This is a genomic window from Frateuria defendens (assembly GCF_001182895.1).
Taxonomy (GTDB): Bacteria; Pseudomonadota; Gammaproteobacteria; order Xanthomonadales; family Rhodanobacteraceae; genus Frateuria_B; species Frateuria_B defendens.
Genome location: NZ_LFQR01000015.1, coordinates 1 through 23,326, shown reverse-complemented (window position 1 = coordinate 23,326; position 23,326 = coordinate 1). Strand labels below are relative to the sequence as shown.

27 protein-coding genes, 1 tRNA gene and 1 pseudogene are annotated in these 23,326 nt (G+C 70.9%); 17 read left to right on the top strand and 12 right to left on the bottom strand.

Annotation, left to right across the window (positions count from 1 at the left end; genetic code table 11):
- The first annotated feature begins 192 nt into the window (after positions 1-192).
- Positions 193-336 (top strand): hypothetical protein, encoded by a 144-nt coding sequence (locus tag ACH65_RS19585; protein WP_153242453.1) that lies wholly within the window; start codon positions 193-195, stop codon positions 334-336.
- A 331-nt stretch (positions 337-667) separates the two neighbouring features.
- On the opposite strand, the gene ACH65_RS19580 is transcribed toward ACH65_RS19585, so the two are convergent.
- The 4 genes and pseudogenes from ACH65_RS19580 to ACH65_RS03015 all read right to left on the bottom strand — a co-directional run.
- Entirely contained in the window at positions 668-910 is a 243-nt protein-coding gene (locus ACH65_RS19580; protein ID WP_153242452.1) for a hypothetical protein, read from the bottom strand.
- A 133-nt stretch (positions 911-1,043) separates the two neighbouring features.
- A complete protein-coding gene (locus ACH65_RS03025) occupies positions 1,044-1,331 on the bottom strand; it encodes a helix-turn-helix domain-containing protein (RefSeq protein WP_049621096.1) in 288 nt (95 codons plus the stop codon).
- A complete protein-coding gene (locus tag ACH65_RS03020; protein ID WP_049621095.1) occupies positions 1,328-1,672 on the bottom strand; it encodes a type II toxin-antitoxin system RelE/ParE family toxin in 345 nt (114 codons plus the stop codon). The genes ACH65_RS03025 and ACH65_RS03020 overlap by 4 nt, the downstream gene beginning before the upstream one ends.
- A gap of 141 nt (positions 1,673-1,813) precedes the next feature.
- Positions 1,814-2,671, bottom strand: a pseudogene (locus ACH65_RS03015) (tyrosine-type recombinase/integrase); the annotation flags it as partial.
- A gap of 213 nt (positions 2,672-2,884) precedes the next feature.
- On the opposite strand from ACH65_RS03015, the gene dusA reads away from it, so the two are divergent.
- The 4 genes from dusA to ACH65_RS02995 all read left to right on the top strand — a co-directional run bounded on the left by dusA (position 2,885) and on the right by ACH65_RS02995 (position 6,388).
- Positions 2,885-3,916 (top strand): tRNA dihydrouridine(20/20a) synthase DusA, encoded by a 1,032-nt coding sequence (gene dusA, locus ACH65_RS03010; protein WP_082190115.1) that lies wholly within the window; start codon positions 2,885-2,887, stop codon positions 3,914-3,916.
- A gap of 81 nt (positions 3,917-3,997) precedes the next feature.
- Positions 3,998-4,315 carry a PepSY domain-containing protein gene (locus tag ACH65_RS03005; RefSeq protein ID WP_049621093.1) on the top strand — a complete coding sequence of 106 codons (318 nt, stop codon included), beginning with the start codon at positions 3,998-4,000 and terminating at the stop codon, positions 4,313-4,315.
- Positions 4,315-5,007 carry a response regulator transcription factor gene (locus ACH65_RS03000; RefSeq protein ID WP_049621092.1) on the top strand — a complete coding sequence of 231 codons (693 nt, stop codon included), beginning with the start codon at positions 4,315-4,317 and terminating at the stop codon, positions 5,005-5,007. The genes ACH65_RS03005 and ACH65_RS03000 overlap by 1 nt, the downstream gene beginning before the upstream one ends.
- Positions 4,973-6,388 (top strand): ATP-binding protein, encoded by a 1,416-nt coding sequence (locus tag ACH65_RS02995; protein ID WP_049621091.1) that lies wholly within the window; start codon positions 4,973-4,975, stop codon positions 6,386-6,388. Before ACH65_RS03000 ends, ACH65_RS02995 begins: the two co-directional genes overlap by 35 nt.
- Before the next feature lie 202 nt (positions 6,389-6,590).
- Here ACH65_RS02995 and ACH65_RS02990 read toward each other — a convergent pair whose 3' ends face one another.
- Positions 6,591-6,914, bottom strand: coding sequence for a hypothetical protein (locus ACH65_RS02990; protein WP_049621090.1), 324 nt, complete (start codon positions 6,912-6,914; stop codon positions 6,591-6,593).
- A gap of 258 nt (positions 6,915-7,172) precedes the next feature.
- On the opposite strand from ACH65_RS02990, the gene ACH65_RS02985 reads away from it, so the two are divergent.
- The 4 genes from ACH65_RS02985 to ACH65_RS02970 all read left to right on the top strand — a co-directional run bounded on the left by ACH65_RS02985 (position 7,173) and on the right by ACH65_RS02970 (position 9,850).
- Positions 7,173-8,147 carry a biotin--[acetyl-CoA-carboxylase] ligase gene (locus ACH65_RS02985; RefSeq protein WP_049621102.1) on the top strand — a complete coding sequence of 325 codons (975 nt, stop codon included), beginning with the start codon at positions 7,173-7,175 and terminating at the stop codon, positions 8,145-8,147.
- The gene (locus tag ACH65_RS02980; RefSeq protein WP_049621089.1) at positions 8,144-8,917 is read left to right on the top strand and encodes a type III pantothenate kinase; all 774 of its coding nucleotides are present in this window, start codon (positions 8,144-8,146) and stop codon (positions 8,915-8,917) included. Before ACH65_RS02985 ends, ACH65_RS02980 begins: the two co-directional genes overlap by 4 nt.
- 23 nt (positions 8,918-8,940) lie before the next feature.
- Entirely contained in the window at positions 8,941-9,735 is a 795-nt protein-coding gene (locus ACH65_RS02975; RefSeq protein WP_049621088.1) for an SPOR domain-containing protein, read from the top strand.
- 42 nt (positions 9,736-9,777) lie between these two features.
- Positions 9,778-9,850, top strand: a tRNA-Thr gene (locus ACH65_RS02970).
- 108 nt (positions 9,851-9,958) lie between these two features.
- Here the strand turns inward: ACH65_RS02970 and tmk are convergent.
- Positions 9,959-10,645 (bottom strand): dTMP kinase, encoded by a 687-nt coding sequence (gene tmk, locus ACH65_RS02965; protein WP_049621087.1) that lies wholly within the window; start codon positions 10,643-10,645, stop codon positions 9,959-9,961.
- Positions 10,646-10,797: 152 nt separating this feature from the next.
- A complete protein-coding gene (locus ACH65_RS02960) occupies positions 10,798-12,228 on the bottom strand; it encodes a cytochrome B6 (protein WP_153242451.1) in 1,431 nt (476 codons plus the stop codon).
- 141 nt (positions 12,229-12,369) lie between these two features.
- Between ACH65_RS02960 and ACH65_RS19575 the strand changes: the two genes are divergently transcribed.
- The 7 genes from ACH65_RS19575 to ACH65_RS02930 all read left to right on the top strand — a co-directional run bounded on the left by ACH65_RS19575 (position 12,370) and on the right by ACH65_RS02930 (position 17,546).
- A complete protein-coding gene (locus tag ACH65_RS19575; protein WP_153242450.1) occupies positions 12,370-12,558 on the top strand; it encodes a hypothetical protein in 189 nt (62 codons plus the stop codon).
- A 104-nt stretch (positions 12,559-12,662) separates the two neighbouring features.
- Positions 12,663-13,061, top strand: coding sequence for a rhodanese-like domain-containing protein (locus ACH65_RS18435; RefSeq protein WP_064504803.1), 399 nt, complete (start codon positions 12,663-12,665; stop codon positions 13,059-13,061).
- Positions 13,062-13,094: 33 nt separating this feature from the next.
- Positions 13,095-14,009 (top strand): arginase, encoded by a 915-nt coding sequence (gene rocF, locus ACH65_RS02950; RefSeq protein WP_049621085.1) that lies wholly within the window; start codon positions 13,095-13,097, stop codon positions 14,007-14,009.
- A gap of 56 nt (positions 14,010-14,065) precedes the next feature.
- A complete protein-coding gene (locus ACH65_RS02945) occupies positions 14,066-14,296 on the top strand; it encodes a type II toxin-antitoxin system CcdA family antitoxin (protein WP_049621084.1) in 231 nt (76 codons plus the stop codon).
- Complete coding sequence (locus ACH65_RS02940; protein ID WP_049621083.1) at positions 14,296-14,613, top strand: CcdB family protein; 318 nt, start codon at positions 14,296-14,298, stop codon at positions 14,611-14,613. Before ACH65_RS02945 ends, ACH65_RS02940 begins: the two co-directional genes overlap by 1 nt.
- A 1-nt stretch (position 14,614) precedes the next feature.
- The gene (locus ACH65_RS02935; RefSeq protein WP_049621082.1) at positions 14,615-15,979 is read left to right on the top strand and encodes a tryptophan--tRNA ligase; all 1,365 of its coding nucleotides are present in this window, start codon (positions 14,615-14,617) and stop codon (positions 15,977-15,979) included.
- A gap of 328 nt (positions 15,980-16,307) precedes the next feature.
- The gene (locus ACH65_RS02930) at positions 16,308-17,546 is read left to right on the top strand and encodes an MgtC/SapB family protein (RefSeq protein ID WP_049621100.1); all 1,239 of its coding nucleotides are present in this window, start codon (positions 16,308-16,310) and stop codon (positions 17,544-17,546) included.
- Positions 17,547-17,777: 231 nt separating this feature from the next.
- Here the strand turns inward: ACH65_RS02930 and panE are convergent, their stop codons facing one another.
- The 3 genes from panE to ACH65_RS02915 all read right to left on the bottom strand — a co-directional run bounded on the left by panE (position 17,778) and on the right by ACH65_RS02915 (position 19,886).
- The gene (gene panE, locus ACH65_RS02925) at positions 17,778-18,701 is read right to left on the bottom strand and encodes a 2-dehydropantoate 2-reductase (protein WP_049621081.1); all 924 of its coding nucleotides are present in this window, start codon (positions 18,699-18,701) and stop codon (positions 17,778-17,780) included.
- Positions 18,702-19,009: 308 nt separating this feature from the next.
- Positions 19,010-19,393, bottom strand: coding sequence for a VOC family protein (locus ACH65_RS02920; RefSeq protein ID WP_049621080.1), 384 nt, complete (start codon positions 19,391-19,393; stop codon positions 19,010-19,012).
- A 31-nt stretch (positions 19,394-19,424) separates the two neighbouring features.
- Positions 19,425-19,886 (bottom strand): RidA family protein, encoded by a 462-nt coding sequence (locus tag ACH65_RS02915; RefSeq protein ID WP_082190114.1) that lies wholly within the window; start codon positions 19,884-19,886, stop codon positions 19,425-19,427.
- A gap of 166 nt (positions 19,887-20,052) precedes the next feature.
- Between ACH65_RS02915 and ACH65_RS02910 the strand changes: the two genes are divergently transcribed.
- A complete protein-coding gene (locus tag ACH65_RS02910; protein ID WP_049621079.1) occupies positions 20,053-20,457 on the top strand; it encodes a globin family protein in 405 nt (134 codons plus the stop codon).
- A gap of 176 nt (positions 20,458-20,633) precedes the next feature.
- Here ACH65_RS02910 and ACH65_RS02905 read toward each other — a convergent pair whose 3' ends face one another.
- The gene (locus tag ACH65_RS02905) at positions 20,634-22,751 is read right to left on the bottom strand and encodes a putative bifunctional diguanylate cyclase/phosphodiesterase (RefSeq protein ID WP_053096127.1); all 2,118 of its coding nucleotides are present in this window, start codon (positions 22,749-22,751) and stop codon (positions 20,634-20,636) included.
- A 252-nt stretch (positions 22,752-23,003) separates the two neighbouring features.
- On the bottom strand, positions 23,004-23,326 hold a 323-nt coding region (locus ACH65_RS02900), incomplete at its 5' end, for a 2-oxo acid dehydrogenase subunit E2 (RefSeq protein ID WP_202594127.1).

Genomic DNA, 23,326 nt, shown 5'->3' with positions numbered 1-23,326 from the left:
TAGATCAGAGCATCCTTAGCCAAGAAAGGGGCTCTTTGCCTCGACGATGAAACGTGGCCGGCCGAGCTTGGCGAATTCGACAAGAAGATGGGCAGCCCGTTTGGTGGAACTGGCCCAGCCGGTCGCATGGAGGCCTTGGCTTCCCAGGGGCTGGTTTCTTCTTCGGAAGTCGAAAAGCCCGTGCTTTCATACATGGGCAAGCCGACCGGCCGCACTCAGAGGGTCACGCGCTACGACCTGACGGAGAAGGGCAAGCAGTATTTCCACGAGAGCCAAGGTGGCTACAGCAAGCCCAAGGAAGGCGGCGCGGCGCATAGACCAGCATGGCGCCGGTGAACGTGGCGACCACGAATGCAACTGCGTAGCCGAGGATCCATCCAGGCGTCAGGTTGTCCGGGCGCGTCCATTGGTATAGCGGCAGCGTCACTAATAGGCCGATGATCGGCGACAGGATGATGATGGCTAGGCCGAGGAGGGATTCCAGGAATCCACCAGGCGAAGGCGCGGTGCCTGCCTCGTTCGCATCATCCGAGGACCAGTGGCGGCGCTCGCATTCCGTTTCCGCCGGCGTGTCGGGCCTGCCGTAGCATTCGGGTGCAACTCGTTCCATCGCTCCATGTAGGTGCGATTCGGATCGGGCCCCAGTCGGAGCGGACGGTCGCTCACTTCAGAATCCTCTCTTGCTGATGCGATGTCGGAAATCCGGGTCGTAATTCATGCGCCGCATGGCTTCGAGCGAGCCAGCTATCCATTGCGAGGTGCTGTCGGCGCCATTGGTGGCGAGCCATGCCTTTCCGGCCTCTATCGCCTGGTCGAAGCCGGCATCCGTTCCCTCGAAGTTCCGCTGTTCGATGGGTTGCCGGTCGCGCATGAGAGAGTTGCCAGCCGGCGATTTTTCCGGGAACGTCATCCCGTTCACCTGCCGACCAGCCGGGCACGCCTTCCAACATGGTGGCTAGATCCGGATCAAGTGCGCTTGCTGTCCTGATTGGATCAATGCGGTACGTGTGCTCCTGCATGTTCTGCTCCTGTGATCTCGAGGCTTATGCGGCTTCGAGTTCGACGTGAACCTGTCGTCCCAGAGATGCCGCGATGTTCACCAGCGCATCGAGCGAAAAGCGCGAGATGCGACCGCGCAGCAGGTCGTTGATGCGCGGCTGGGTGATGCCGCAGTGCTCCGCGGCGGCGGCTTGTGTCCAGCCGCTTTCCTGGATCAGCGAAGCGATCTTTCGCATCAGCTCGGCGCGGACCTTGAGATTGGCGGCTTCCTCGGCGGTGTCGGCAAGCGCATCCCAGACGCTGGCGTACCGCTCGTTCTTCGTCTTGGTCATGGCTGTTTCCTGATCAGTTGCGCGAAGCGTTGCTTCGCCAGTTCGATGTCGCGTTTCGATGTGGCCTGCGTCTTCTTCTGAAAGGCATGGAGCACGTAGACCGCATCAGCCAGGCGGGCGGTATAGATGACGCGATAGGTGCCGGCGTCGTCCCATACCCGGATCTCTACCCGGATCTCTTCGACGCCCTTGCCGATCGAGGGCATGGGCTTGAAGTCGTCGGGCTGCAGCCCGTGCTGCACGCGGTCCAGCTGGTAGCCGGCGTCCTGCTTCGCGTCATTGGGAAATTCCCGGAGGCGATCCAGGGAGTCTCCCAAGAACTCGACTGGCTTGATGGGCATGATTATATCCGTATTGATATAAATGGCAAGTGGGTCATGCGGTGGCAGCCTTGGGCGCCCGTTCCTCGACGTGCTCGGGTCGCAGGTGGTGTACCGCTTCAAGGTCGTCCAGGACTCGTGCAGAGTGAACTGGGCGACTTCCGGGATGTCGTAGCCGCGTTCGAACAGGCGTGAGGTGGCCTCGTGGCGGAGGTCGTGGAAGTGCAGGTCCTGCTGGCCGCGGAGCCGAGTGGCACGGGTGAAGTTGGCGCCGATCGACTTGGGGTTGTAGGGGAACACGCGCGGATCGGGAGTGCTCTTGCCGTCCGGGCCTTCCACCATCGTCACCGGCTGCCGGTCGATGATCTCCCACGCTTCGGATAGCAGGCGGAAAGCGCGCCGGTTGCCAACCTTCTTGCGCGGGTGCTTCACGTCGTCCAGCCAGGCGATGCCTTTCTCGCGATCCAGGTCGGCCCACTTGAGCCGGGTGATCTCTTCCTGGCGGCGGGCGGTCAGCAGGGCGAAGCGGATGATGTCGGCCATTGGAATCTCGGCGCGCACGTCGCGCACGGCGAAATGGTCGAGCAGGGTCTTTTCCTCGGTAGCCGTCACGCGGCGCTGGCGTTCCTTGGGCTTGCTGGTGACGCGGCGCTGCCGTAGCTCATGCGTGGCATCCTCCAGCAGCTGCAGATCGATCGGCAGGCTGAGTGAGGCGCGGGCGGAGCGCAGTACCTGGCGCAGCCAGATCAGGTCATTGCCGGCCGTGGCCGGGCCGGCCCCATTGCGCCGGCGATCTTCAACGTGGGCGATGTAGTCGGCGGTGGTCAGGCGCAGGACGTTCTTCTTTGCTATCTCGTAGCTGGCCAGCCGTTTGAGGTCGGCTTCCTTCGTCCGCCCCCAGGGCGTCAGCTCCTTGATGTCCTTGCCGTACCACTCCAGTAGTTCGGTCAGGGTGGCAGCTTTGCCGACCGGTTCGCCACGGGCGCGCTGCTGGTCCAGCTCGGCCTCCCGGCGCCGCATCCATTCGGTGGCCAGTTGGCGGCGATCAAACGTCTCCGACTCGGAGTGGATGCACTTGCCCTGCCGATGAATGCGGATTTGGGCGGTGTAACCTAATGATCCGTCCTTGCGACGACGGCTGACGATGGTACCCATGCGGGCGATGCTACATGAGCTTCGACGTAGCAACCAGCGTAGCAATACGAGTCCGAAAACTGCCGAAATTTACCGATCATGAGCGCAACTGAGCAACAGGAAAAGCAGGGTAACTCATTGGAGTTGCGCAAAAAATCGCGCTATGAAGCGTCCCTGCGCCTTTCTGTTGCCCCGATGATGGACTGGACGGACCGGCACTGCCGGTACTTCCACCGCCTGCTGTCGCCGCACGCGCGCCTGTACACCGAGATGGTGACCAGCGCCGCGCTGGTGCGCGGCGGGCAGCTGCGCCTGCTCGAGCACAGCCAGCAGGAGCACCCGGTGGTCTTGCAGCTGGGCGGCAGCGAGCCGCAGGAACTGGCGGCGGCGGCGCGCCACGGTGCCAACGCGGGCTACGACGAGATCAACCTCAACGTGGGCTGCCCCTCCGACCGCGTGCAGTCGGGCCGCTTCGGCGCCTGCCTGATGCGCGAGCCGGCCCTGGTGGGCGACTGCGTGAAGGCCATGCGCGACGCGGTGGACGTGCCGGTGACGGTGAAATGCCGCATCGGCGTGGACGACCAGGACGGCTATGCCGACCTGCAGCACTTCACCGAGACCATGCTGGAGGCCGGCGTGGGCGTGCTGGTGGTGCATGCGCGCAAGGCCTGGCTCAAGGGCCTCTCGCCGAAGGAGAACCGCGAGGTCCCGCCGCTGGACTATGCGCGCGTGTATCGCTTGAAGCGCGAGTTTCCCGCGCTCACCGTGGTCATCAACGGCGGCATCGCCACGGTCGAGGCGGTGCAGGCGCACCTCGCCGAGGTCGACGGCGTGATGCTCGGCCGCGCGGCCTACCACGATCCCTACCTGCTGGCGCAGCTGGAGCACGCGCTGTACGGCGCGCCGCTGCCCACGCGCGAGTCGGTGCTGCGCCGCCTGCAGCCCTACGTGGAGGCGGAACTCGCGCGCGGCACCGCGCTCAAGCACATCACGCGGCACCTGCTCGGCCTGTACCAGGGCGAGCCGGGCGCGCGGGGCTTCCGGCGCCGGCTGAGCGAGGGCGCGCACCGGCCGGGCGCCGGCTGGGCGCTGATCGAGCAGGCGCTCGCCCCGGCGCGGGTCGCGGCGTGACAGCTTGCGCCGATCCGGTCATATTCAGGCACGGGTTCCTAGGCTGCACGCCGGGAATCGCCCGTCCTGACGAACGACGCCATGAAGCCGAGCCACCTTCCCGTGCTGTATGCCTCCCTGCTGCTTGCGGCAGGCAACGCCGTGGCGGCGCAGGCGGCGCCGCCGGTGCTCAGCCTGGAGCAGGCGGTGGCGCGGGTGCAGCGCGACGTCGGCGGCACGGTGCTGTCGGCCGAGCCGCAGCACCGCGGGCGGCACCTCGAATACCGCATCAAGGTGCTGACCGCCGCGGGCCACGTGCGCGTGGTGGCGGTGCCCGGCGATGCGGACCATGCGGCCGGATCGGCAGACTCAACCAAGAACACGGCCGGCAACGGCTCGGGCAACAAGGAGAAACACTGATGCGTATCCTTCTGGTAGAGGACGAGGCGCCGCTGCGCGAGACGCTCGCGGCACGCCTGAAGCGCGACGGCTTCGCCGTCGACGCCGCCCAGGACGGCGAGGAGGGCATCTATCTCGGCCGCGAAGTGCCCTTCGACCTCGCCATCATCGACCTGGGCCTGCCCAAGATGTCCGGCATGGAGCTGGTCAAGGCGCTGCGCGAGGCCGGCCAGCGCTACCCGATCCTGATCCTCACCGCGCGCGGCAGCTGGCAGGACAAGGTCGAGGGCCTCAAGCACGGCGCCGACGACTACATGGTCAAGCCGTTCCACATCGAGGAGCTGCTGGCGCGCATCAACGCGCTGGTGCGCCGCGCCAGCGGCTGGTCCAAGCCGGTGCTGGCCTGCGGGCCGATCAAGCTGGACACCACCGCGCAGACGGTGGGCGTGGACGGCAAGCCGGTCGACCTCACCAGCTACGAATACAAGGTGCTCGAGTACCTGATGCTGCACGCGGGCGAGCTGGTCTCCAAGGCCGACCTCACCGAGCACATCTACCAGCAGGACTTCGACCGCGACTCCAACGTGCTCGAGGTGTTCATCGGCCGCCTGCGCCGCAAGCTCGACCCGGAAAGCACCTTGAAGCCCATCGAGACGGTCCGTGGACGCGGATACCGCTTTGCCATCCCCCGCAGCGACAGCGACGACGAGTGAGCCGCTGCCGGCGCGCCGCCCGTCCTCGCTGGCGGCGCGCGCGGCGATGGCCACCGGGCTGGTGCTGGCCGGCTTCCTCGGCCTGGTCGGGTTGACCCTGTCGCGGGCCAACCACGACACCGCGATGAAGGCCCTGCACGACCGGCTGCAGAACAACGTGATCGCCTACCTGGCCGGCACCGAGGTGGGCCGCACCGGCAAGGTGCTGCTGCCCGACGCGCCGCCCGACCCGAGCTTCTCGCGGCCGGGCTCGGGCCTGTATGCGGTGGTGATCGGCGAGGACGGCTTCCGCTGGGAGTCCTCCTCCGCGGTGGGCCGCGACTTCGATTTCCTGAAACCCATGCCGACGGGCCAGAGCGAGTTCGCCGGGCCGGTGGACACGCGCATGGGGCGGCTCTACTACTTCGCCTACGGTGTGGTCTTCGACAGTCCCTCGCACAAGTCCACCCCGCTCACCTTCATGGTGGCGCAGACCGAGGACCAGTTCGAAGGCGAGCGCGCGGTGTACCGGCGCAGCCTGATCGGCATGCTGTCGGTGCTGGGCGTCACCCTGATCGCGCTGCAGCTGCTGCTGCTGCGCTGGAGCCTGACGCCGCTGCGCAAGGTGGGCAGCGACCTCGGCCGCATCGAGGACGGCGACAGCGACCACCTGGACAGCCAGTACCCGGTGGAGCTGACCGCGCTCACCGAGCGCATCAACGCCTTCATCGACACCGAGCGCGAGCAGCGCACGCGCTACCGCAACACGCTGGCCGACCTCGCGCACAGCCTGAAGACGCCGCTGGCGGTGATCCGCTCGCGGCTGGAGGCGAACGGCGACGTGGCGGTACTGCGCGGCGACGTGCTCGACCAGGTACGCCGCATGGACGAACTGGTGGCCTACCAACTGGCCCGCGCCGCCACCTCCGGCCGGCAGACCTTCGCCACTGCGGTGTCGATCGCCGGCCATGCGGAGGATCTGGTGCAGAGCCTGGAGAAGGTCTACGCCGCCAAGAACGTGCTGTGCGAGTTCGACATCGAGGACGATGCCGCCTTCTACGGCGAACAGGGCGACCTCCTGGAGCTGATGGGTAACCTGCTGGAGAACGCCTTCAAGTGGGCCAGCCACCGCGTGCTGCTGGTGGTGAAGATGGAGCCGCAGGCGGGCCGGCAGCGGCCGGGCCTGTGGCTGAGCGTGGAAGACGACGGCCCCGGCATCCCGGCCGACAAGATGGAGAAGGTGCTGCAGCGCGGCGTGCGCGGCGACGAGCGCGTGCAGGGCCACGGCATCGGCCTCTCGATCGTGCAGGACATCGTCAAGGCCTACCGCGGCGAGCTGGTGGTGGACCGCTCGCCGGAATTCGACGGCGCGCGTTTCAGCGTGAGGCTGCCGCCGGGCTGAGGCGGGCGGCTGGTCCGCCGGTGCGGATTAACGTTGAGGCGTCCTCGTCCTGCTCGTCATCCCGGCGAAAGCCAAGGTCCAGCGCGCGAGCTGGCGAGAAAAGGCTCTGGATTCCGGCTTGCGCCGGAATGACGGTGCGGGCTGAGGTGCGAACCAGGATGCGAGGGAAGGGCGCGGCCCGGCGCTTGCGCGGCAGCGCGGCCTACTGGATCGAACCCGGCAACAGCGACTGCCAGCCCAGGCTGGCGCGGCGCAGCGGCGCGTGGCCGGTGTTGCCGCTGGTCGCCGGCTCGGCCGGCTGGCTGTCGTTCGGGGTGGCATTCTCCGGCGCCGTGCAGCGCTGGCCGCAGTCGCGGTTGAACCCGATGGCGTCGCCGCCGGAGCCGCCGCCGTCGCGCGCGGGCGCGTCGAGGCTGGCGCCGGTGCGGGTCGAGGACGAATCCTGGATGTTGCCGTCCATCGCCACGGCAGCACCGATGCCGCCGAAGGCGAGCACGCATCCGATTGTCAGCCGCAGGGCAATCATGGCAATCAATCCCCTTGATCCACCACAAGTCAAGCCCCGATCGTCGCAGAAACGGGCCGGGGCCGCCAGTGCTGGCGCGGCCGTGCACGCGGGGCGGGACGGCAGGTGCCGGCCGGGGCGCGGACGGCGTTCCCCCGGATGCCGGTGCGACGCGGGCTATCGGGAGGGCGAGGGCAGACCCTAAAATCGGCGCATGCGTGCCGAACCCTCTTTCCTCCCGCCGTCCGCGCGCCGCCGGCGATCCGAGCGCCCATGCTGATCCAGCCGAGGCAGTTGCTGAACGCGCTGGCGGCCGGCACCACCGTCTCGGGCGCGGCGCTGGCCGAGCGGGCTGGCGTCACCCGTGCGGCGGTGTGGAAGCAGATCGAGGCGCTGCGCGCCCGCGGCTTGCCGATCGAGGCGCAGGGCCATGCCGGCTACCGCCTGCCGTGGCCGGTGCAGCCGCTGGAGGAGGCCGCCATCCGCGCCGCGCTGCCGGCCGATCTGGCGCGCCGGCTCGGTGCGCTGGACGTGCACTGGGAACTCGACTCCACCTCCAGCGAACTGCAGCGCCGCGGCGCGGGGGCGGCCGACCTCAGCGTGGTGCTGGCCGAGACGCAGAGCGCCGGCCGCGGGCGGCGCGGGCGCACGTGGCTTTCGCCGCCGGGCCTCAACCTCTACCTCTCCTGCCTCAAGCGTTTCGACGCGGGCTTCGCTGCCTTGTCCGGCCTGTCGCTGGCGATCGGCGTGATCGTGCTGCGCGCGCTGGAGCAGCTCGGCCTGCGCGGCGCCGGCCTCAAGTGGCCGAACGACGTGCTGGCCGAGGGCGGCAAGCTGGCCGGCGTGCTGGTCGAGCTCAGCGGCGAATACCAGGGGCCGTGCGCGGCGGTGATCGGCATCGGGCTCAACCTGCGCCTGACCCCGGCGCTGCGCGAGCAGGCCGGGCAGGCCGCCTGCGACCTCGCCACCCTGGCCGGCGGCGAGGCGCCGGACCGCAACCGCGTGGCCGCGGCGCTGATCGGCGCCCTCGTCACCGGGCTTGCGCAGTTCGAGCGCGAAGGCTTCGCCGCCTTCGTCGACGACTACGCGCGGCACGACCTCCTGCGCGAGCAGCCGCTGCGCCTGAGCGGCGCGCTGGGCGACTTCGACGGCCATGGCGCCGGGGTGGACGCGCGCGGCGCACTCAAGGTGCGCCTTGCCGACGGCAGCCTGCGCCATGTCGACAGCGCCGACGTCACGGTGCGCCGCGCATGAGGCTGCTGCTCGATCTCGGCAACTCGCGCCTGAAGTGGGCGCTGCAAGGCACCGCGCCGGGCTGGCTGGCGAGCGGTGCGGTCGGCTGGGGCGAACTGGTGCCCGCCATGCTGATCAGGACCTGGGCGAGCCTGCCGCTGCCGCTCGCGGTGGCCGGCGCCTCGGTGGTGGACGGCGAGCGCGAGGCGCTGGTGGCCGCCTGCGTGGCCGAATGCGGCGCGCCGGCGCCGCTGTGGCTGCGCACGCCGGTCGAGGCCTGCGGCGTGCGCAACGCCTACGCGGAGCCTGCCCGGCTCGGCGTGGACCGTTTCCTGGCGATGGTCGCCGCGCACGCCGAAGGGCTGGGCGACTGCGTCCTGGTCGGCGCCGGCACCGCGCTCACGCTGGATGCGCTGGCCGCCGACGGACGCCACCTCGGCGGCCTGATCGCGCCCGGCCCGCGCCTGATGCAGCAGGCGCTGCTGGGCGCCACCGTGCAAGTGCGACCCGCGTCACCCGGCCGCATCCTGCCCCTGGCCGACAATACCGCCGATGCGGTGGTCTCCGGCTGCTGGCAGGCGGCAGCGGCGCTGGTCGAGCGCTTCGTGGCCCAGGTGACACCGCAGCTCGGCGGCGCGCCGGCGCTGAGCCTGGGCGGCGGCGACGCCGAGGCGCTGGCCGCGCTGCTCGGCCTGCCGCACCGGATCGTCGAGGACAGCGTGCTGCAAGGCCTGGCCGTGTGGGCCCGGCTGGCGGAGCCGGGGCAGCTCGGCGGTGACGACGCGCGCTAGCGCGGCTGTGGTCAGGGGGAACAATGGTGTTGCGTCTGCTGTTCGTGCTGCTGGTCGCGTTCAATATCGCGGTCGGCGCGTGGCTGCTGCTGGGGCAAGACGATGCCCACGGGCGCAGCGCGACCGACCCGGGCGTGCCGCCGCTGCATCTGCTGGCCGAACAGGCGCCGGAGGTGGCCGTCGCCGCACCGGCCAAGGCGGCCTCGTCGCCGCCCGCGCCAGCGACGGTAGCCGCCGCCAGCGTGCCGCCGCCCGCCTCGCCCGCCTCGTCGCCGGCCGAGGTCCGCAGCGCACCGGCGCCCGCGCTGCCCGTTGCCACCGAACCGCCCGCCGCGCACGAGGCCGCGGCCACGCGCAGCACCAGCTACAGCTGCCTCTCGATCGGCCCGTTCGACACGCCGCAGGACCTGCGCAACGCGCGCGGTGCGCTGGCGCCGTACAGCCTGCGCATGCGTTCGCGGCAGGAGCAGGCCACCCAGTCCCGCGGCTGGTGGGTCTACCTGCCGGCCAGCGCCAGCCGCGCCCAGGCGCTGGCTCTGGCTGCGCGGCTGGACGCCGCCCACGTCGCCGACTACTTCGTGGTCAACGCGGGCGACCAGTCCAACACGGTCTCGCTGGGCCTGTTCAAGGACCCGGCCAATGCGCGCAAGCGTCGCGACCAGGTGGTCGCCGCCGGCTTCCCCGCGCGCATGGGCGAGCGCACCGAATCGGTGCCCGAATACTGGCTCGACGTAGCGGTCGCCGCCGGCAACCGCCTCGACTGGCGCAGCCGCATCCACACCGCCGGCGTAGGCGCGCACAGCGCCGGCTGCTTTTGAGCCCGCGCGCGGCACGCTGCTAGAATCCCAAGTCTCTCCATCGCCGGCATAGCTCAGTTGGTAGAGCAACCGCCTTGTAAGCGGTAGGTCGTCCGTTCGAGTCGGACTGTCGGCACCGGTTGCGTCGCATGGGGTGCACGCAGGTGCACCGGCTCAGCGCATGCGCATCGCAAGGATGCGGCGCTGCGATGCAGGGCGGTCCCAAGCGTATCCGGCTGGACCCTCAGACTCCGGCTTTCACCGCCGCGCCGAGCCTGAGCACGCGCTCGGCGCGTTCGGCGTCGCCCCCGTGCCGGGCCAGCTTTTCCGTGGCCACGCGCAGGATGGCGTTCCAGGCGGCGGCATGGACCTGGTCGAAGGAGTGGGAGGCGTCGAGCACGACCCGGCTCGGCAGGTCCATGGTCAGGAAGATGTCGCGGCAACGGGTGAGGTTTTCCGCGGTCTCGAAATGGTTGGGCACGTCGCCGCGGGCGCGGATCCGCGCCAGCCCCTGCGCCGGTTGCAGGTCGAGGATCAGGGTGAGGTCGGGCGCCGGGGCGAAGGCGTTCTGTGCGAGGATCTCCGGCACCGGCATGCCTTCCGCGCCCTGGTAGGCGGCTGTGGAAGGGTAATAGCGGTCGAGGATGACGATCTCGTCCCGAGCGAGCGCGGGCTTGATCAGGCTGTCCACGTGCTGGCGCCGATCCAGCAGGAGGAGCCGGAGTTCTTCCTCGGGGCTGAGTCGCCCTTCGGAGGCGCTGGTCCTGAGCTTGGTGCCCCACGGGCCCGTGGTGGGCTCCTTGCTCAGGGTGACGGCAATGCCGCACGCGCGCAGCTGCTTCGCCAGCGTATGGGCGAGCGTGGTCTTGCCTGCGCCGTCGATGCCTTCCACCGCGATCAGCAGGCCATGGGGAATGATGCCTTCAGCCATGGGGCGGAACTCTACACGAGGCGCATGCGTTTTACCCCATCTTTCTGGGGGCATGCGCTGGCGTCGGTGCGATGCGGGCAGCGCCCGCGGCCGGCATCGGCATGGACGTCCAAACGCCGCGAGCATGGCGTTTGGACGTCCATTTGAACGGCTCAGAGCTGGCGCAGGAACACCACCAGATCCTGCTTCTCCGCCGCCGTGAGCTTGGTGCCCAGCACCAGGTTGAAGTACTCGACGGTGTCCTCCAGGGTGAGCAGGCGGCCGTCGTGCAGGTAGGGCGGGGAGTCCTTGATGCCGCGCAGCGGAAAGGTCTTGATGGGGCCGTCGGTGCTGGCCATCATGCCGTTGATCAGGCGCGGCTTGAAGAAGCGCTCGGCCTGCAGGTTGTGCAGGGTGTTGTCGGTGTAGTACGGCGGCGTGTGGCAGCTGCCGCACTGGCCCTTGCCGAAGAACACCGCCTGGCCGCGCAGCTCCGCCTCGGAGGCCTTGGCGGGATCGAGCCTGCCGTCCCAGCCGAGCTTGGGCGCGGGCGGGAAGTCGAGCAGTTCCTGGAACTCGGCCATGTCGTGCACCTGGCTGCCGCGCTCGAGGATGTTCACGCCTTTCTTGGTGGCGATCACCGGGTCGCCGTCGAAGTAGGCGGCGCGCTGCTCGAACTCGGTGAAGTCCTCCACGCTCTTCAACGCGCGCTGCGAGCCGAACAGCCGCTGGATGTTCACGCCGCGCAGCGAGGGCGTCTCGATGCGGTGGCGCAATGCCTGCGGGCGGATGTCGCCCACCAGGTGCGTGGCGCCGTTGGTGTGGCCGTTGGCGTGGCAGTCGAAGCAGGCCACGCCGAGGCTGGGGCGGGCCGAGCGGCGGTCGCCGGTGGCGTTGAACTGCTGCTGCGGGAACGGCGTGAGCAGCAGGCGCAGGCCCTCGAGCTGCTTGGGATTGAGCAGGCCGTTGAACAGCGCGTAGTAGTTGTCGATGGTGACCAGCTGCCCCTTCGACACGTCGCCGAGGTCCGGCCGCGTGGTGAGGAAGATGGCGGCGGGGAACTCCGGCAGGAAACGGTCGGGCAGGTCGAAGTCGAGGTCGAAGCGGGTGAGGTCGCGGTTGTCCTGCTGCTTGATCCGCTCGATCTCGAAGTGCGGGAACAGCATGCCGCCTTCGGGATGGTTGGGGTGGGGCAGCGGCAGGAAGCCGGCTGGGAACAGGTTGCGGTTGCGGATGTCCTCCGGGCTCAGCGAAGCCAGCTGGTCCCAGCCGGTGCCGGCGGGCAGGCGCACCCGCACGCCTTCCTGCACCGGCTTGCCGCGCGACATGGCGACGCCCGGAGCGGGTTTGTCGGCGAGGTCGTAGCGCAGCTCCAGCAGCCCCTGCTGCCGCCGCATGATGCCGGGCTTGGCGGCGGACATGCGCGAGTAGGTGGTCTGGAAGTCCGGCTCGATGGTGGGCAGGTAGCTGCTCGGCGGCGGATTGCCCTTGGCCTGTTGCGGGGGATCGGCGGGGGCGGCGTGCGCCGCGAGCGAGAGAGCGAAGGTGGTGGCGATCGACAACAACGCTAGCTGCCGGCCGCGTCGGGCGGTTGCGCGTTTCATGTGGGCCTCCCATTCGGCGGTCGCGCCCCCGTCCTTCGCCGCCGGGGACCGATGGTAGGCCGCAAGAAAACGCGGTGGAAATAGGTTCTGGCGATGGCTTCGATAGTTGCGGTGAATGCCTGAGTGAGCAGGGCGTGCTGCATGCGCAGCAGTCACGGTGCCGTCGGTGTCGGCGTGGTCGCCGTGGCGCATCGGCCGGCGCCGGCGGCAGCGGCCTTGCGTGGTCGCTTCGGCCCTGATGCCGGCGGTGCTGCGTCGCCGCAACGCCTCGTGCGCGATGCACGCACGGCGGAGCCGCGCATCGGCGCCGCCGGAGAAGCCATCCGCTAGACTTTGAGGACGCCTTGCACGAGGCCGCGCCGGGCATCGCTTCCGACGCGGCGGTTTTCAACTGGAACGGCCGGCGGGCGCGCTGGCCGTGGGAGGTGGATCCTATGCGTCACGTCATTGCCATCCTGAGCTTATCCCTTGCCGTCGCGGGTCTCGCGCGGGCGGCGGACGCGCCGGTGAGCCCGGCGCAGTGGCGCGCGCTCGACGGCCAGGCCGGGCGGCCGCTGCTGCTGGACGTGCGCCACGCGGAGGAATACCGCGACGGCCACATCGCGGGCGCGCTGAACATCCCGGTGGAGCAGCTGGCCTCGCGCTACGGTGCGCTGGACGTGCCGCGCGAGCGCGAGATCGTCGTGTACTGCAAGTCCGGCCGCCGCGCCGCCAAGGCGCAGGCGCTGCTCGAATCGCTCGGCTACGCGCACGTCAGCCTGCTCGACGGCAGCCTCAACGCCTGGCAGCAGCAGGCTCTGCCCTTGGTGCGCGAAGGCGCGGCCCATCCTTGAAAAAAACTTGACTTGAGAGAGATCTGAATCGGCATGGAGAAGCGTGCAGTTTCCCTGATCGGCGTGCCCACCGACATCGGCGCCGGCCATCGCGGCGCCTCGATGGGCCCCGAAGCCTTGCGCGTGGCGAAGCTCGGCGAAAAGCTCGCCCGCCTCGGCCTCGAAGTGCGCGACCGCGGCAACCTCACCGGCCCGCTCAACCCCTGGCAGCCGCCGGAGCACGGCTACCGCCACCTGCCCGAGGCGGCGGCGTGGAACAGCGCGGTGCACGCGGCCGTGCACCAGGAACTGCAGGCCGGCCGTCTGCCGGTGATGCTGGGCGGCGACCACAGCCTGGCGATCGGCTCGATCAGCGCGGTGGCGCGCCACTGCCGCGAGCAGGGCAAGACGCTGCGCGTGCTGTGGCTGGACGCGCACGCCGACTTCAACACCGCCGAGGTCACGCCCTCGGGCAACATCCACGGCATGCCGGTGGCCTGCCTGTGCGGCAACGGGCCGGCCGAGCTCACCGGCATCGGCGAGCAGGTGCCGGCGACCACGCCGGAGGTGTTCCGCCAGATCGGCATCCGCTCGGTGGACGAGGGCGAGAAGCGGCTGGTGCGCGCCTCGCAGGTGAGCATCTTCGACATGCGCCACATCGACGAGGTGGGCATGCGCCGCACGATGGAGGAGGCGCTGGCCGGGGTGGACGCGGACACGCACCTGCACGTGAGCTTCGACGTGGATTTCCTCGACCCGTCGATCGCGCCCGGCGTGGGCACCACCGTGCGCGGCGGCCCCACCTACCGCGAGTCGCAGCTGTGCATGGAGATGATCGCCGACACCGGCCGGCTGGGTTCGCTCGACATCGTGGAGTTGAACCCGGCCTTCGACAAGCGCAACCAGACCGCCAAGCTGGCGGTGGACCTGGTCGAGTCGCTGTTCGGCAAGTCCACCCTGATCCGTTGACCGCCTGCATGGGGGGATGCGCATATACTGTGCGCATCCGCCATGAGGGACGCCGCATGACCGCGCCACTCCGCAAGCCCGCCAACCTCAGCATCCGCAGCGACCTGCTGGAGCAGGCGCGGGAGCTGGACATCAACCTCTCGCGCGAGTTCGAGCAGCACCTCGCCGAAGTGGTGCGCAAGCGGCAGGCGGAGCGGTGGCGGGCGGCGAACCGCGAGGCGATCGAGGCCTACAACCGCCACCTCGAGCGCGACGGCCTGTGGAGCGACGGGCAGCGCTCGTTCTGATGGCGCGCTTCGACGTCTACCGCAACGAGGACGCGGCCAGCAGCAAGCGCTTCCCCTACCTGCTCGCGGTGCAGTCGGAACTGCTCGACGGGCTGCATACCTGCGTGGTGGTGCCGCTCGGGCGGGCCTCGGCGGTGGGCGGCAAACCGATGGAGCGTTTGATGCCCGGCCTCGCGCTCGATGGCGAGACCTGGCTGATGTACACCCCGCAACTGGCGGCCGTGCGCACGGCGATCCTGCGCAAGCGCATCGGCAACCTCAGCGACCAGGGGCCGGCCATCCTGGCGGCCCTCGACTTCCTTTTCAGCGGTATCTGACATGGCACGACTGCGCGTCCTCACCGGCATCACCACCACCGGCACCCCGCACCTGGGCAACTACGCCGGCGCCATCCGCCCCGCCGTCGAGGCGAGCCGGCGGGCGGAGGTGGATGCGTTCTACTTCATGGCCGACTACCACGCGCTGATCAAGAGCGACGACCCGGCGCGCATCGAGCGCTCGCGGCTGGAGATCGCGGCCACCTGGCTCGCCGCCGGGCTCGATCCGCACACGGTCACCTTCTACCGCCAGTCGGACGTGCCCGAGATCCCGGAGCTGTGCTGGTTCCTCACCTGCGTCACCGCCAAGGGCCTGCTCAACCGCGCCCATGCCTACAAGGCGGCGGTGGACAAGAACGCCGAGGCGGGCGAGGACGCCGACGCCGGCGTCACCGCGGGCCTGTACATGTACCCGGTGCTGATGGCCGCCGACATCCTGGCCTTCGACGCGCACAAGGTGCCGGTGGGGCGCGACCAGATCCAGCACATCGAGATGGCGCGCGACATCGGCCAGCGCTTCAACCACCTCTACGGCGGCGAGTTCTTCGTGCTGCCGGAGGTGGTGATCGAGGAGCAGGTGGCGACCCTGCCGGGCCTGGACGGGCGCAAGATGTCCAAGAGCTACGACAACACCATCCCGCTGTTCGCCGGCGGCGCCAAGGCGCTGCGCGAGGCGGTGATGCGCATCGTCACCGACTCGCGCCTGCCCGGCGAGCCGAAGGACCCGGACAGCGCCTCGCTGTTCACCCTGTTCCGCGCCTTCGCCAGCGAGGCGGAGACGGCCGCCTTTCGCCAGGCGCTGCTGGAGGGCATCGGCTGGGGCGAGGCCAAGCAGGTGCTGTTCGAGCGGCTGGAGTCGCAGATCGCGCCGATGCGCGAGCGCTACGACGCGCTGGTCGCCAAGCCGGCGCAGATCGAGGAGATCCTGCAGGAAGGCGCCCGCAAGGCGCGCGCCATCGCCACGCCCAAGCTTGCCGTGCTGCGCGAGGCGATCGGCCTGCGCTCGATGGCGACGGTGCCGGTGTCCGCCGCGGGGGGCAAGGCGGAGAAGGCGGCGGACAAGCCGCCGCGCTTCGCCAGCTTCCGCGACGAGGACGGCCGCTTCCGCTTCCGCCTGCTCGCCGCCGATGGCGAGGAACTGCTGCTGTCGAGCGCCTTCGCCGATCCGAAGGCGGCCGGCCTGATGCAGAAGCGGATCAAGTCGCTCGGCGCCGCCGCCGCCGTGGTCCAGCTCACCTCGCACGGCCTGCTGCTGGAGCTGGACGGCGAACCGGTCGCCAGCTCGCCCGAGCATGCGGACGCGCAGGCCCGCGACCGCGCCCTGGAGCGCCTGCGCGAGGCGCTCGACCGGCTGGCGCAGGCGTGAGCGTCGCCGGCCGCTGAGCGGCGGCGGCTTCGCGTCGCGCCGCCCGGGTCGGCGTGAGGCCGCCGCCCACGGGTGGCGCCTGGCGACTTTCGCCTGCCGCTGCGGCATCATCGAAAGCGGCCGACGCCGCGTGCGGGTCGTGATCGCGGCGTCGCGGAATCGTTCGCGCCAGGGTAGCCGGGAGCCGCGCCATGCCCGAGTGGAAGCTGCGATGGCCCGAGCGGATGCGTGACGCGGCGCCGGCGGCGCCTGACCGGTCGCGGCATCCCCGATGCGCCGGCCGGCGGTCGTCCGTCCGGCCACCGCGGGCCATCGCGGCGAGGCGCCCATGACGCCCCCGCTGCCGTCGTGGTCGGCCTACGCCATCGCGCTGGGCATCGGCCTGCTGATCGGCGCCGAGCGCGAGCGGCGCAAGGGCAGCGGCCAGACGCGCGGCGCGGCCGGCATCCGCACCTTCGCCGTGGTGGCCCTGCTGGGCGCGGTGGCGGTGGCGTTCGGTCCGCTGCTGCTGGCGGTGGCGCTGGCGGCGGTGGCGGGGCTGGTCGCCCTGGCCTATGCGCGCCACCAGGGCGACGACCCGGGCCTCACCACCGAGGGCAGCCTGCTGCTGTGCCTGCTGCTGGGCGCGCTGGCGCCGCGCGCGCCGGCCCTCGCCGCGGGCCTGGCCGTGGCGGTGACGGTGCTGCTGGCCGAGCGCGAGTGGATCCACCATTTCGTGCGCGGCGTGCTGACCGAGCAGGAGTTGAACGACCTGCTGATGCTGGCGGCCGCCACCCTGGTGGTGCTGCCGCTGGTGCCCGACCGGGCTATGGGACCGCTGGAGGCGATCAACCCGCATACCTTGTGGATCATCGTGATCCTGATCCTGTCGATCGGGGCGCTGGCGCACACGCTGCTGCGCCTCGCCGGCAGCCGCCTGGGCCTGCCGCTGGCGGGCCTGCTGTCGGGCTTCGTCTCCAGTGTCGCCACTATCGGCGTGATGGGCGCCCGCGCGAAGGAGGACCCCGCGCAGTGCGTGCCGGCGACCGCCGCGGCGGTGCTCTCCACGGTCGCCACCTTTGTCCAGATGGCCGTGCTGCTTGCCGTGGTGGACGCGACGGTGTTGCGCGCGCTGGCCCTGCCGCTGGCGTGCGGCGGCGCGATGGCGGTGCTGTACGGCGCGCTCTCCACCTGGCGCACCCTACGGCAGGGCAGCGACGAGTCGGTGCAGCAGGGGCGCGCCTTCAGCCTCAGGACGTCGCTGCTGCTGGCCGCGACGATGGCGGCGGTGCTGCTCGCCGCGGCGGCCATGCGGGCCTGGCTGGGCAACCGCGGCCTGGTCGTCACCGCCGGCGTGGTGGGATTCGCCGACACGCATGCGCCGGCCGTCTCGGTGGCGACGCTGGTGGTCACCGGCAAGGTCGAGACCACGGCGGCGGCCGTGCCGATCCTCATCGCGCTGAGCACCAACACCGTCACCAAGGCCGTGGTGGCGGCGGTGAGCGGTGGGCGCCGCTTCGCGCCGCCGGTGGTGGCCGGCCTCGCGCTGGTGACGGCGGCGACGTGGCTGGGGTGGTGGCTGGGGTGAGCGCTGCGCATGCGCTCTATCCGTCTCCCTCAACTGCGCGCAGGGAGGGTTGGTGGGAGGTGAGCGCTTGCCTCGAAGCCGGGGGTCACCTCCGCCCCAGCTCTCCCTGCACGCAGGGAGAGCTGGGCCGTGCCCGGGCAAGACCGCAAGCCGGCTTCGCGGTGCACGGGCATGTGCCGCGTCGCGCATCGGTGCCGGTAGACGCGCTTCGACGTTGTGGTGGCGAAGCGCCTACTCGCCTGCGCGGCGGGCCTCGTAGGCTTTCAGGTGCGCGTAGGCCAGGCGCAGCAGCGGGATCGCCTCGCGCTGCGTGCCGGCCCGCTCGATCAGGTCGCCGATGATCTGGTCGGCTTCGATCGGGTCGCCGTGTTCGAGGTCGCGCAGCATCGACGCGGTGAGGGGCGAGCCGGCCTCGGTGAGCACCGTGCGGGCGTTCGCCAGCACCGCCTCGCGCGGCGCGTGGCCGGCCTCGGCGGCGACGCGCCGGCAGTCGTCCAGCAGCCCGAGCACGGCCTGCTCGCCGCCGGGTGCGGCGGCGATGGCGCCGATCGGCGCGCGCATCAGGCAGGTGATGCCGGCGAGGGTGGCGAGGAACACCCACTTGTCCCACATGTCCTGCGCGATGTGCTCGCTGGCGCGCGCGTCGAAGCGCGCGCCTTCCATGTGCGCGCGGATCGCCTCCACGCGCGCGCTGCGCGTGCCGTCGCGCTCGCCGAAGGCGAGGCCGTGCATGCGGTTGAGGTGGAGGATGCGGCCTTCCCCGTCCAGCGTGCCGGCGATCACGCACAGGCCGCCGAGCACCCGCTCGCGGCCGAAGCGCGCGTCCAGGCGGTCGAGGTGGCGCATGCCGTTGAGCAGCGGCAGGATCGCGGTATGCGGGCCCACCGCCGGCGCGATGTCCTCGATCACCGGGTCGAGGTGGTAGGCCTTGCAGCTCAGTAGCACCAGGTCGTAGGGCCCCTCGATGGCGTCGGCCGTGACGGTGGGCGCGACGAGGTCGGCGTCGCCATACGGGCTGCGCAGGCGCAGCCCGTGCTCGGCCAGCTGCGTCGCGCGCCGCGGGCGCACCAGGAAGCGGACGTCGCGTCCGGCTTCGAGCAGGCGGCCGCCGAAATAGCCGCCCGTGGCGCCGGCGCCGACGACGAGGATGCGCATCGGGACATCTCCTTGTGGGGTGCGGCTGCGCCGCGGGGTGGCGAGCGGGCGGCGCGGCGGGCGCGCCTGCCATGCGTCGTGGCCGTCCAGTATAGATGCGGGGGTGGGGAGGCTTTTGGCGTGGATGGGCATGCCCATGCCGGGCGGGCCGCACGCCGGTCCACGCCATCATCCGTTCGCGCCGCGTGTCGTGCGGCTGGCGTCACGTCGGGGACGCCGGTGTGACGGTGGATGGCGCCGCGCCGGCGCTGGTGCTGGCGTCGTCTGGCGCCTGGGTGCACCCGCCGTGCAGCGCGCGCGGCGATTGCTCACTCCCAGCGATTGAGATGCGGCCCGAAGGCCGCGCGCTGTGGTTTCACCACGCAGAAGCGGTGGCCGCTGGGCGCCTCCATCACCCACCAGCGCTCGCGCACGAAGGCGACGCGGCGCGCGCCGAGCCGCTCCAGCCGCGCGGCCTCGGCCTCGAGGTCGTCGGTCTCGATGTCCAGGTGCACGCGGCTGTCGTGCGCCACCTTCTGCAACAGGATCAGCGGCTCGTCCGCGGCGGTGGCGAGTTCGGCGTAGCGGCCGTCGCCGTCCTGGTCGGCGCTGGCGACGGGCTTGCCCAGCGCGGCGCTCCAGAAGCGGGTGGCGTCGGCGAGGTCGTCGGCGCGGCAGTCGAGGACGAGGGCGACCAGGCGGCTGTGGTGCATGGCGTACTCCTGCGAGTGGGAGAAGGGCGGCTCAGCGCTCCGGCACCACCGCCACGGCGCCGATCTCCAGCAGGGCGTCGGGGCGGACCAGCCGGCGGACCTCGACCAGGGTGCTGGCCGGGGGATGCTTCGCGTCGATGTACTTGTCGCGGGCGGCGCGCAGCGCCTTGAGCTGGGTGATGTCGGTGACGTACATGTCGAGCCGCGCCACCTGGCCGAACGAGGCGCCGGCGGCGTCCAGGGCCGTCTTCAGGTTGGCGAAGACCTGCTCCGCCTGGGCGCCGAAGTCGGCGCCGCCGACGAGGCGGCCGCTCGCGTCCGTCGCCATCTGGCCGGCCACGTACACGGTGCGTCCGGCGGGCGCGACCACCACGTGCGAGTAGCCCGCGGGCGCGGCGAGGCCGGGCGGGTTCAGGTGATCGGCGGGGGCGGCCAGGAGGGCGGCCGGACCGAGCAGGGCAAGGGCGGCGAGCCGGCGGGCGAGCTTGCGCATGGGCGGTTTCTCGGTGTTGGCATCGTGGCGATGCTAGCCGATGCGCGGTGGTGCACCCGTGATCCATGCGGCGTCGTGCGGCAGGCCGCGGCGGCGCCTGCGTGCTAGATTGCGCGCCTTCACACAGGGAGCAGGCGCCGCGCTGGGGCGCGCCCGCCGCAGTCACATGAGCGACAACTTCGACGATCTGCAGACGAGCTATGGCCGCTGCCTGCGCCATGGCCCGTTCATCGCGCGCTTCTACGAGATCTTCATGGCCAGCCACCCGGACGTGCCGGCGCTGTTCGCCAACACCGACTTCAGCAAGCAGCACATGGCCCTGCGCCGCGGCATCAGCGCCGCGATCGCGCACGCCGGCGGCAGCACGCTGGCCCGGCGCACCATGGCCGAGATGGCCAAGGCCCACGCCCGCGACGGCCGCGCGCCGGTGCCGCCCCTGCTTTACCCCTACTGGGTGGAGAGCCTGCTCAAGGCGATCGCCGAATACGACCCCGAGCACAGCCCGGCGCTGGCCGAGCGCTGGCGCACGGCGATGAACCGCACGGTGGGCTTCTTCGCCGGGCAGTACTGAGCGCGCGCCGGGGCGGCGCTGCCGGACGCCTCCCCCGCTGGGGCCTGATTGGCGTTGAATCTCAGCGATGGCCTGTGCGCGAGGCAAAGGCTGCCGATGCAGCGACGTGAAGCCCCGCTCCCGACGGGTGAGGGCTTGGGGAAGTGAGGCCACGGCAAGGCGCTTCGGACGGATGCCTACGCGCGGCCGGCCAGCAGCCCCGCCGCCTCCAGCGCCTGCGCCGTCATCGGCTGGGCGAAGTAGAAGCCCTGCAGTTCGTCGCAGCCCATGTCCACCAGGATCGTGCGCTGTTCGCCGGTCTCTACGCCTTCGGCCACCACGCGCAGGCCGAGCGCGTGGGCCAGGCGCACCACCGCCGAGACCACCGCGCGGGCGTCGCCGCTGCTGGCCAGGTCGCGCACGAAGCCGGCGTCGATCTTCAGCTGCTGCACGCGCAGCTTGCGCAGGTAGGCGAGGCTGGAATAGCCGGTGCCGAAGTCGTCGATGGAAAGCTCGACGCCCAGTTCGGTGAGCTGCTGCATCACGCGCTCGATGGCCTCGGTGTCGTCCATCGCCACCGTCTCGGTGATCTCGCAGATCAGCTGGCTCGGCACCACGCCGTGGCGCTGCAGCATCTGCCGCATGCGCGCGGCGAGGTCGGGCTGGCGCAGCTGGTGCATGGAGAGGTTGATCGCCACGCAGGCGACGGTGCCCTCGCGCCGCCAGGCGGCGAGCTGGCGGCAGGCTTCGTCGATCACCCAGTCGCCGATGGCGAGGATCTGGCCGAAGCGCTCGGCGACGGGGATGAACACGCTGGGGCTGATCGGGCCGAGCTGCGGATGCTCCCAGCGCAGCAGCGCCTCCAGGCCGAGCGTGCGGCCGCTCAGGCTGTCGATCTTCGGCTGGTAGTGCAGCTGCAGCTCGCCGCGCTCGCCGGCGCCGCGCAGGGCCTGCTGCAGCTCCATCTGCTGGCGCGCGTCGGCGTGCATCTGCGGCTCGAACACCGCGTAGGTGGAGCCGCCCGCGCGCTTGGCGACGTACATCGCCACGTCGGCGCTGGTCATCAGCATGTCGCGGTGGCCGTGGTCGGGGTAGACCGCCACGCCGATCGAGCAGGACAGCGTCACCTGCCGTCCGCTGAGCTGGTACGGCTGGGCCAGCGCGTGCAGCACGCGCCCGGCCAGCGCCACCGCGTCGGTGACGCCGTCGATGTCCTCCTGCAACAGCACGAACTCGTCGCCGCCCACGCGGGCGGCGGTGTCGTTGCCGCGCGCGGCGGCGTGCAGGCGCGCGGCCACCTGGCGCAGCACCGCGTCGCCCTCGCCGTGGCCGTAGCTGTCGTTGATCGGCTTGAAGCCGTCCAGGTCGATGAACAGCACCGCCAGGCGCTTGCCGTGCTGCGGGCAGGCGTAGAGGTCCACGCGGTCCAGCGCCTCGCGCAGGCGCTCCTCGAACAGGGCGCGGTTGGCGAGGTCGGTGAGCGGGTCCATGAAGGCCAGCCGTTGCAGTTCGGCGTTGGCGTCCTGCAGCTGCTCGTTCACCGATTGCAGGGAATCGGCCAGGCGCGAGGCCCTGGCGTGCAGGCGGGCGTCGAGGATGGAGGTGAACAGGGTGAGCGAGAGCAGGATCAGCGTGGCCAGCACCACCATGGTGGCGAGGCTGCGGCCGCCCAGCCCGTCGGCGCTAAGGCAGAGCGCGTCGATGGGGAAGTCCGCGGCGGCCATGCCGGTGTAGTGCATGCCGCTGATCGCCGCGCCCATCACCAGCGCCGCCGCCACCTGCGCGGCGCGGGCGCGCAGGCCGTGCAGCCGCCGCATGGCGAAGAAGATCACCAGCGCGCTGGCCGAGGCGGCGCAGGCGATCAGCACCGACAGCGCCACCAGCCCCGGCCGCCACACGATCGGCGGCGCCAGTTCCAGCGCCGCCATGCCGGTGTAGTGCATCGCGCTGATGCCCGCGCCCATCGCCAGCGCGCCGCCCAGCAGGGTGAGCGGGCGCAGCACGTCGCAGGCGGCCACGCGCAGCGCCAGCATCGACACCGTCACCGCCGCGGCCCAGGAGAACAGGGTGCGCAGCGGGTCGTAGCCGGTCTCGATCGGCAGCCGCATCGCCATCATGCCGACGAAGTGCATCGACCAGATGCCCGAGCCGAGCACCAGCGCGCCGCCGATGGTCCACAGCGCGCTGGAGTAGGCATCGTGCCCGCGCACGCGCCGCGCGAGGTCGAGCGCGACGTAGGAGGCGTAGGCGGCGACGAGCAGCGACAGCGCGACCACGCCGAGGTCGTAGTGCGTGGCCATGAGGGTGGTGGGCATGCTCGGCTCCGGCTCGTCGCGGCCTCTCCGTGGTGGACGGCGCCATCCACCACGGACGCACGCCGGGCCTATGCTACCCAAGCGGCGGGGCCATCCCTCCCGAATGGGCGTAGCGACAAGTATCGACTGGCCGGCGGGGCGACTTGAGGGCCTGCGTCAACTTGGCATCGGGTCGCGTGGGCCAGTGAGAGGCCAAACGGCAAGGGGCGCCCTGCGGCGCCCCTTGCGGTCACGGCTCGCGCGGCGAGCGCTTCAGTTCGGCAGCGACAGGTCGTCGATCAGCGCCTTGAGGAAGCGCGCCGCCTCGCCGCCGGTGGCGGCGCGGTGGTCGAAGGTGAGCGAGAGCGGCAGGCGCCGGTGCACCTCGATGCCGCCGATCACTGCCACCACGTCGTGGCTGAGCTTGCCGGCGCCGATGATGGCCACGCACGGCGGCACCACCACCGGGGTGGCGTAGCGGCCGGCGAACATGCCGAAGTTGGACAGGCTGATGGTGTAGCCGGAGAGCTCGGAGGCCGGGATCGAGCGCTCCTCCACCTGGGTGCGCAGGCGGCCGATGGCGGCGCGGATGCCGG

Coding starts and splice junctions, on each gene's coding strand:
- ACH65_RS19585 (WP_153242453.1), top strand. CDS start 193: ATGGGCAAGCCGACCGGCCGCACTCAGAGGGTCACGCGCTACGACCTG.
- ACH65_RS19580 (WP_153242452.1), bottom strand. CDS start 910: ATGACGTTCCCGGAAAAATCGCCGGCTGGCAACTCTCTCATGCGCGAC.
- ACH65_RS03025 (WP_049621096.1), bottom strand. CDS start 1,331: ATGACCAAGACGAAGAACGAGCGGTACGCCAGCGTCTGGGATGCGCTT.
- ACH65_RS03020 (WP_049621095.1), bottom strand. CDS start 1,672: ATGCCCATCAAGCCAGTCGAGTTCTTGGGAGACTCCCTGGATCGCCTC.
- dusA (WP_082190115.1), top strand. CDS start 2,885: ATGAGCGCAACTGAGCAACAGGAAAAGCAGGGTAACTCATTGGAGTTG.
- ACH65_RS03005 (WP_049621093.1), top strand. CDS start 3,998: ATGAAGCCGAGCCACCTTCCCGTGCTGTATGCCTCCCTGCTGCTTGCG.
- ACH65_RS03000 (WP_049621092.1), top strand. CDS start 4,315: ATGCGTATCCTTCTGGTAGAGGACGAGGCGCCGCTGCGCGAGACGCTC.
- ACH65_RS02990 (WP_049621090.1), bottom strand. CDS start 6,914: ATGATTGCCCTGCGGCTGACAATCGGATGCGTGCTCGCCTTCGGCGGC.
- ACH65_RS02980 (WP_049621089.1), top strand. CDS start 8,144: ATGAGGCTGCTGCTCGATCTCGGCAACTCGCGCCTGAAGTGGGCGCTG.
- ACH65_RS02975 (WP_049621088.1), top strand. CDS start 8,941: ATGGTGTTGCGTCTGCTGTTCGTGCTGCTGGTCGCGTTCAATATCGCG.
- tmk (WP_049621087.1), bottom strand. CDS start 10,645: ATGGCTGAAGGCATCATTCCCCATGGCCTGCTGATCGCGGTGGAAGGC.
- ACH65_RS02960 (WP_153242451.1), bottom strand. CDS start 12,228: ATGAAACGCGCAACCGCCCGACGCGGCCGGCAGCTAGCGTTGTTGTCG.
- ACH65_RS19575 (WP_153242450.1), top strand. CDS start 12,370: ATGCGCAGCAGTCACGGTGCCGTCGGTGTCGGCGTGGTCGCCGTGGCG.
- ACH65_RS18435 (WP_064504803.1), top strand. CDS start 12,663: ATGCGTCACGTCATTGCCATCCTGAGCTTATCCCTTGCCGTCGCGGGT.
- rocF (WP_049621085.1), top strand. CDS start 13,095: ATGGAGAAGCGTGCAGTTTCCCTGATCGGCGTGCCCACCGACATCGGC.
- ACH65_RS02945 (WP_049621084.1), top strand. CDS start 14,066: ATGACCGCGCCACTCCGCAAGCCCGCCAACCTCAGCATCCGCAGCGAC.
- ACH65_RS02940 (WP_049621083.1), top strand. CDS start 14,296: ATGGCGCGCTTCGACGTCTACCGCAACGAGGACGCGGCCAGCAGCAAG.
- ACH65_RS02935 (WP_049621082.1), top strand. CDS start 14,615: ATGGCACGACTGCGCGTCCTCACCGGCATCACCACCACCGGCACCCCG.
- ACH65_RS02930 (WP_049621100.1), top strand. CDS start 16,308: ATGACGCCCCCGCTGCCGTCGTGGTCGGCCTACGCCATCGCGCTGGGC.
- panE (WP_049621081.1), bottom strand. CDS start 18,701: ATGCGCATCCTCGTCGTCGGCGCCGGCGCCACGGGCGGCTATTTCGGC.
- ACH65_RS02920 (WP_049621080.1), bottom strand. CDS start 19,393: ATGCACCACAGCCGCCTGGTCGCCCTCGTCCTCGACTGCCGCGCCGAC.
- ACH65_RS02915 (WP_082190114.1), bottom strand. CDS start 19,886: ATGCGCAAGCTCGCCCGCCGGCTCGCCGCCCTTGCCCTGCTCGGTCCG.
- ACH65_RS02910 (WP_049621079.1), top strand. CDS start 20,053: ATGAGCGACAACTTCGACGATCTGCAGACGAGCTATGGCCGCTGCCTG.
- ACH65_RS02905 (WP_053096127.1), bottom strand. CDS start 22,751: ATGCCCACCACCCTCATGGCCACGCACTACGACCTCGGCGTGGTCGCG.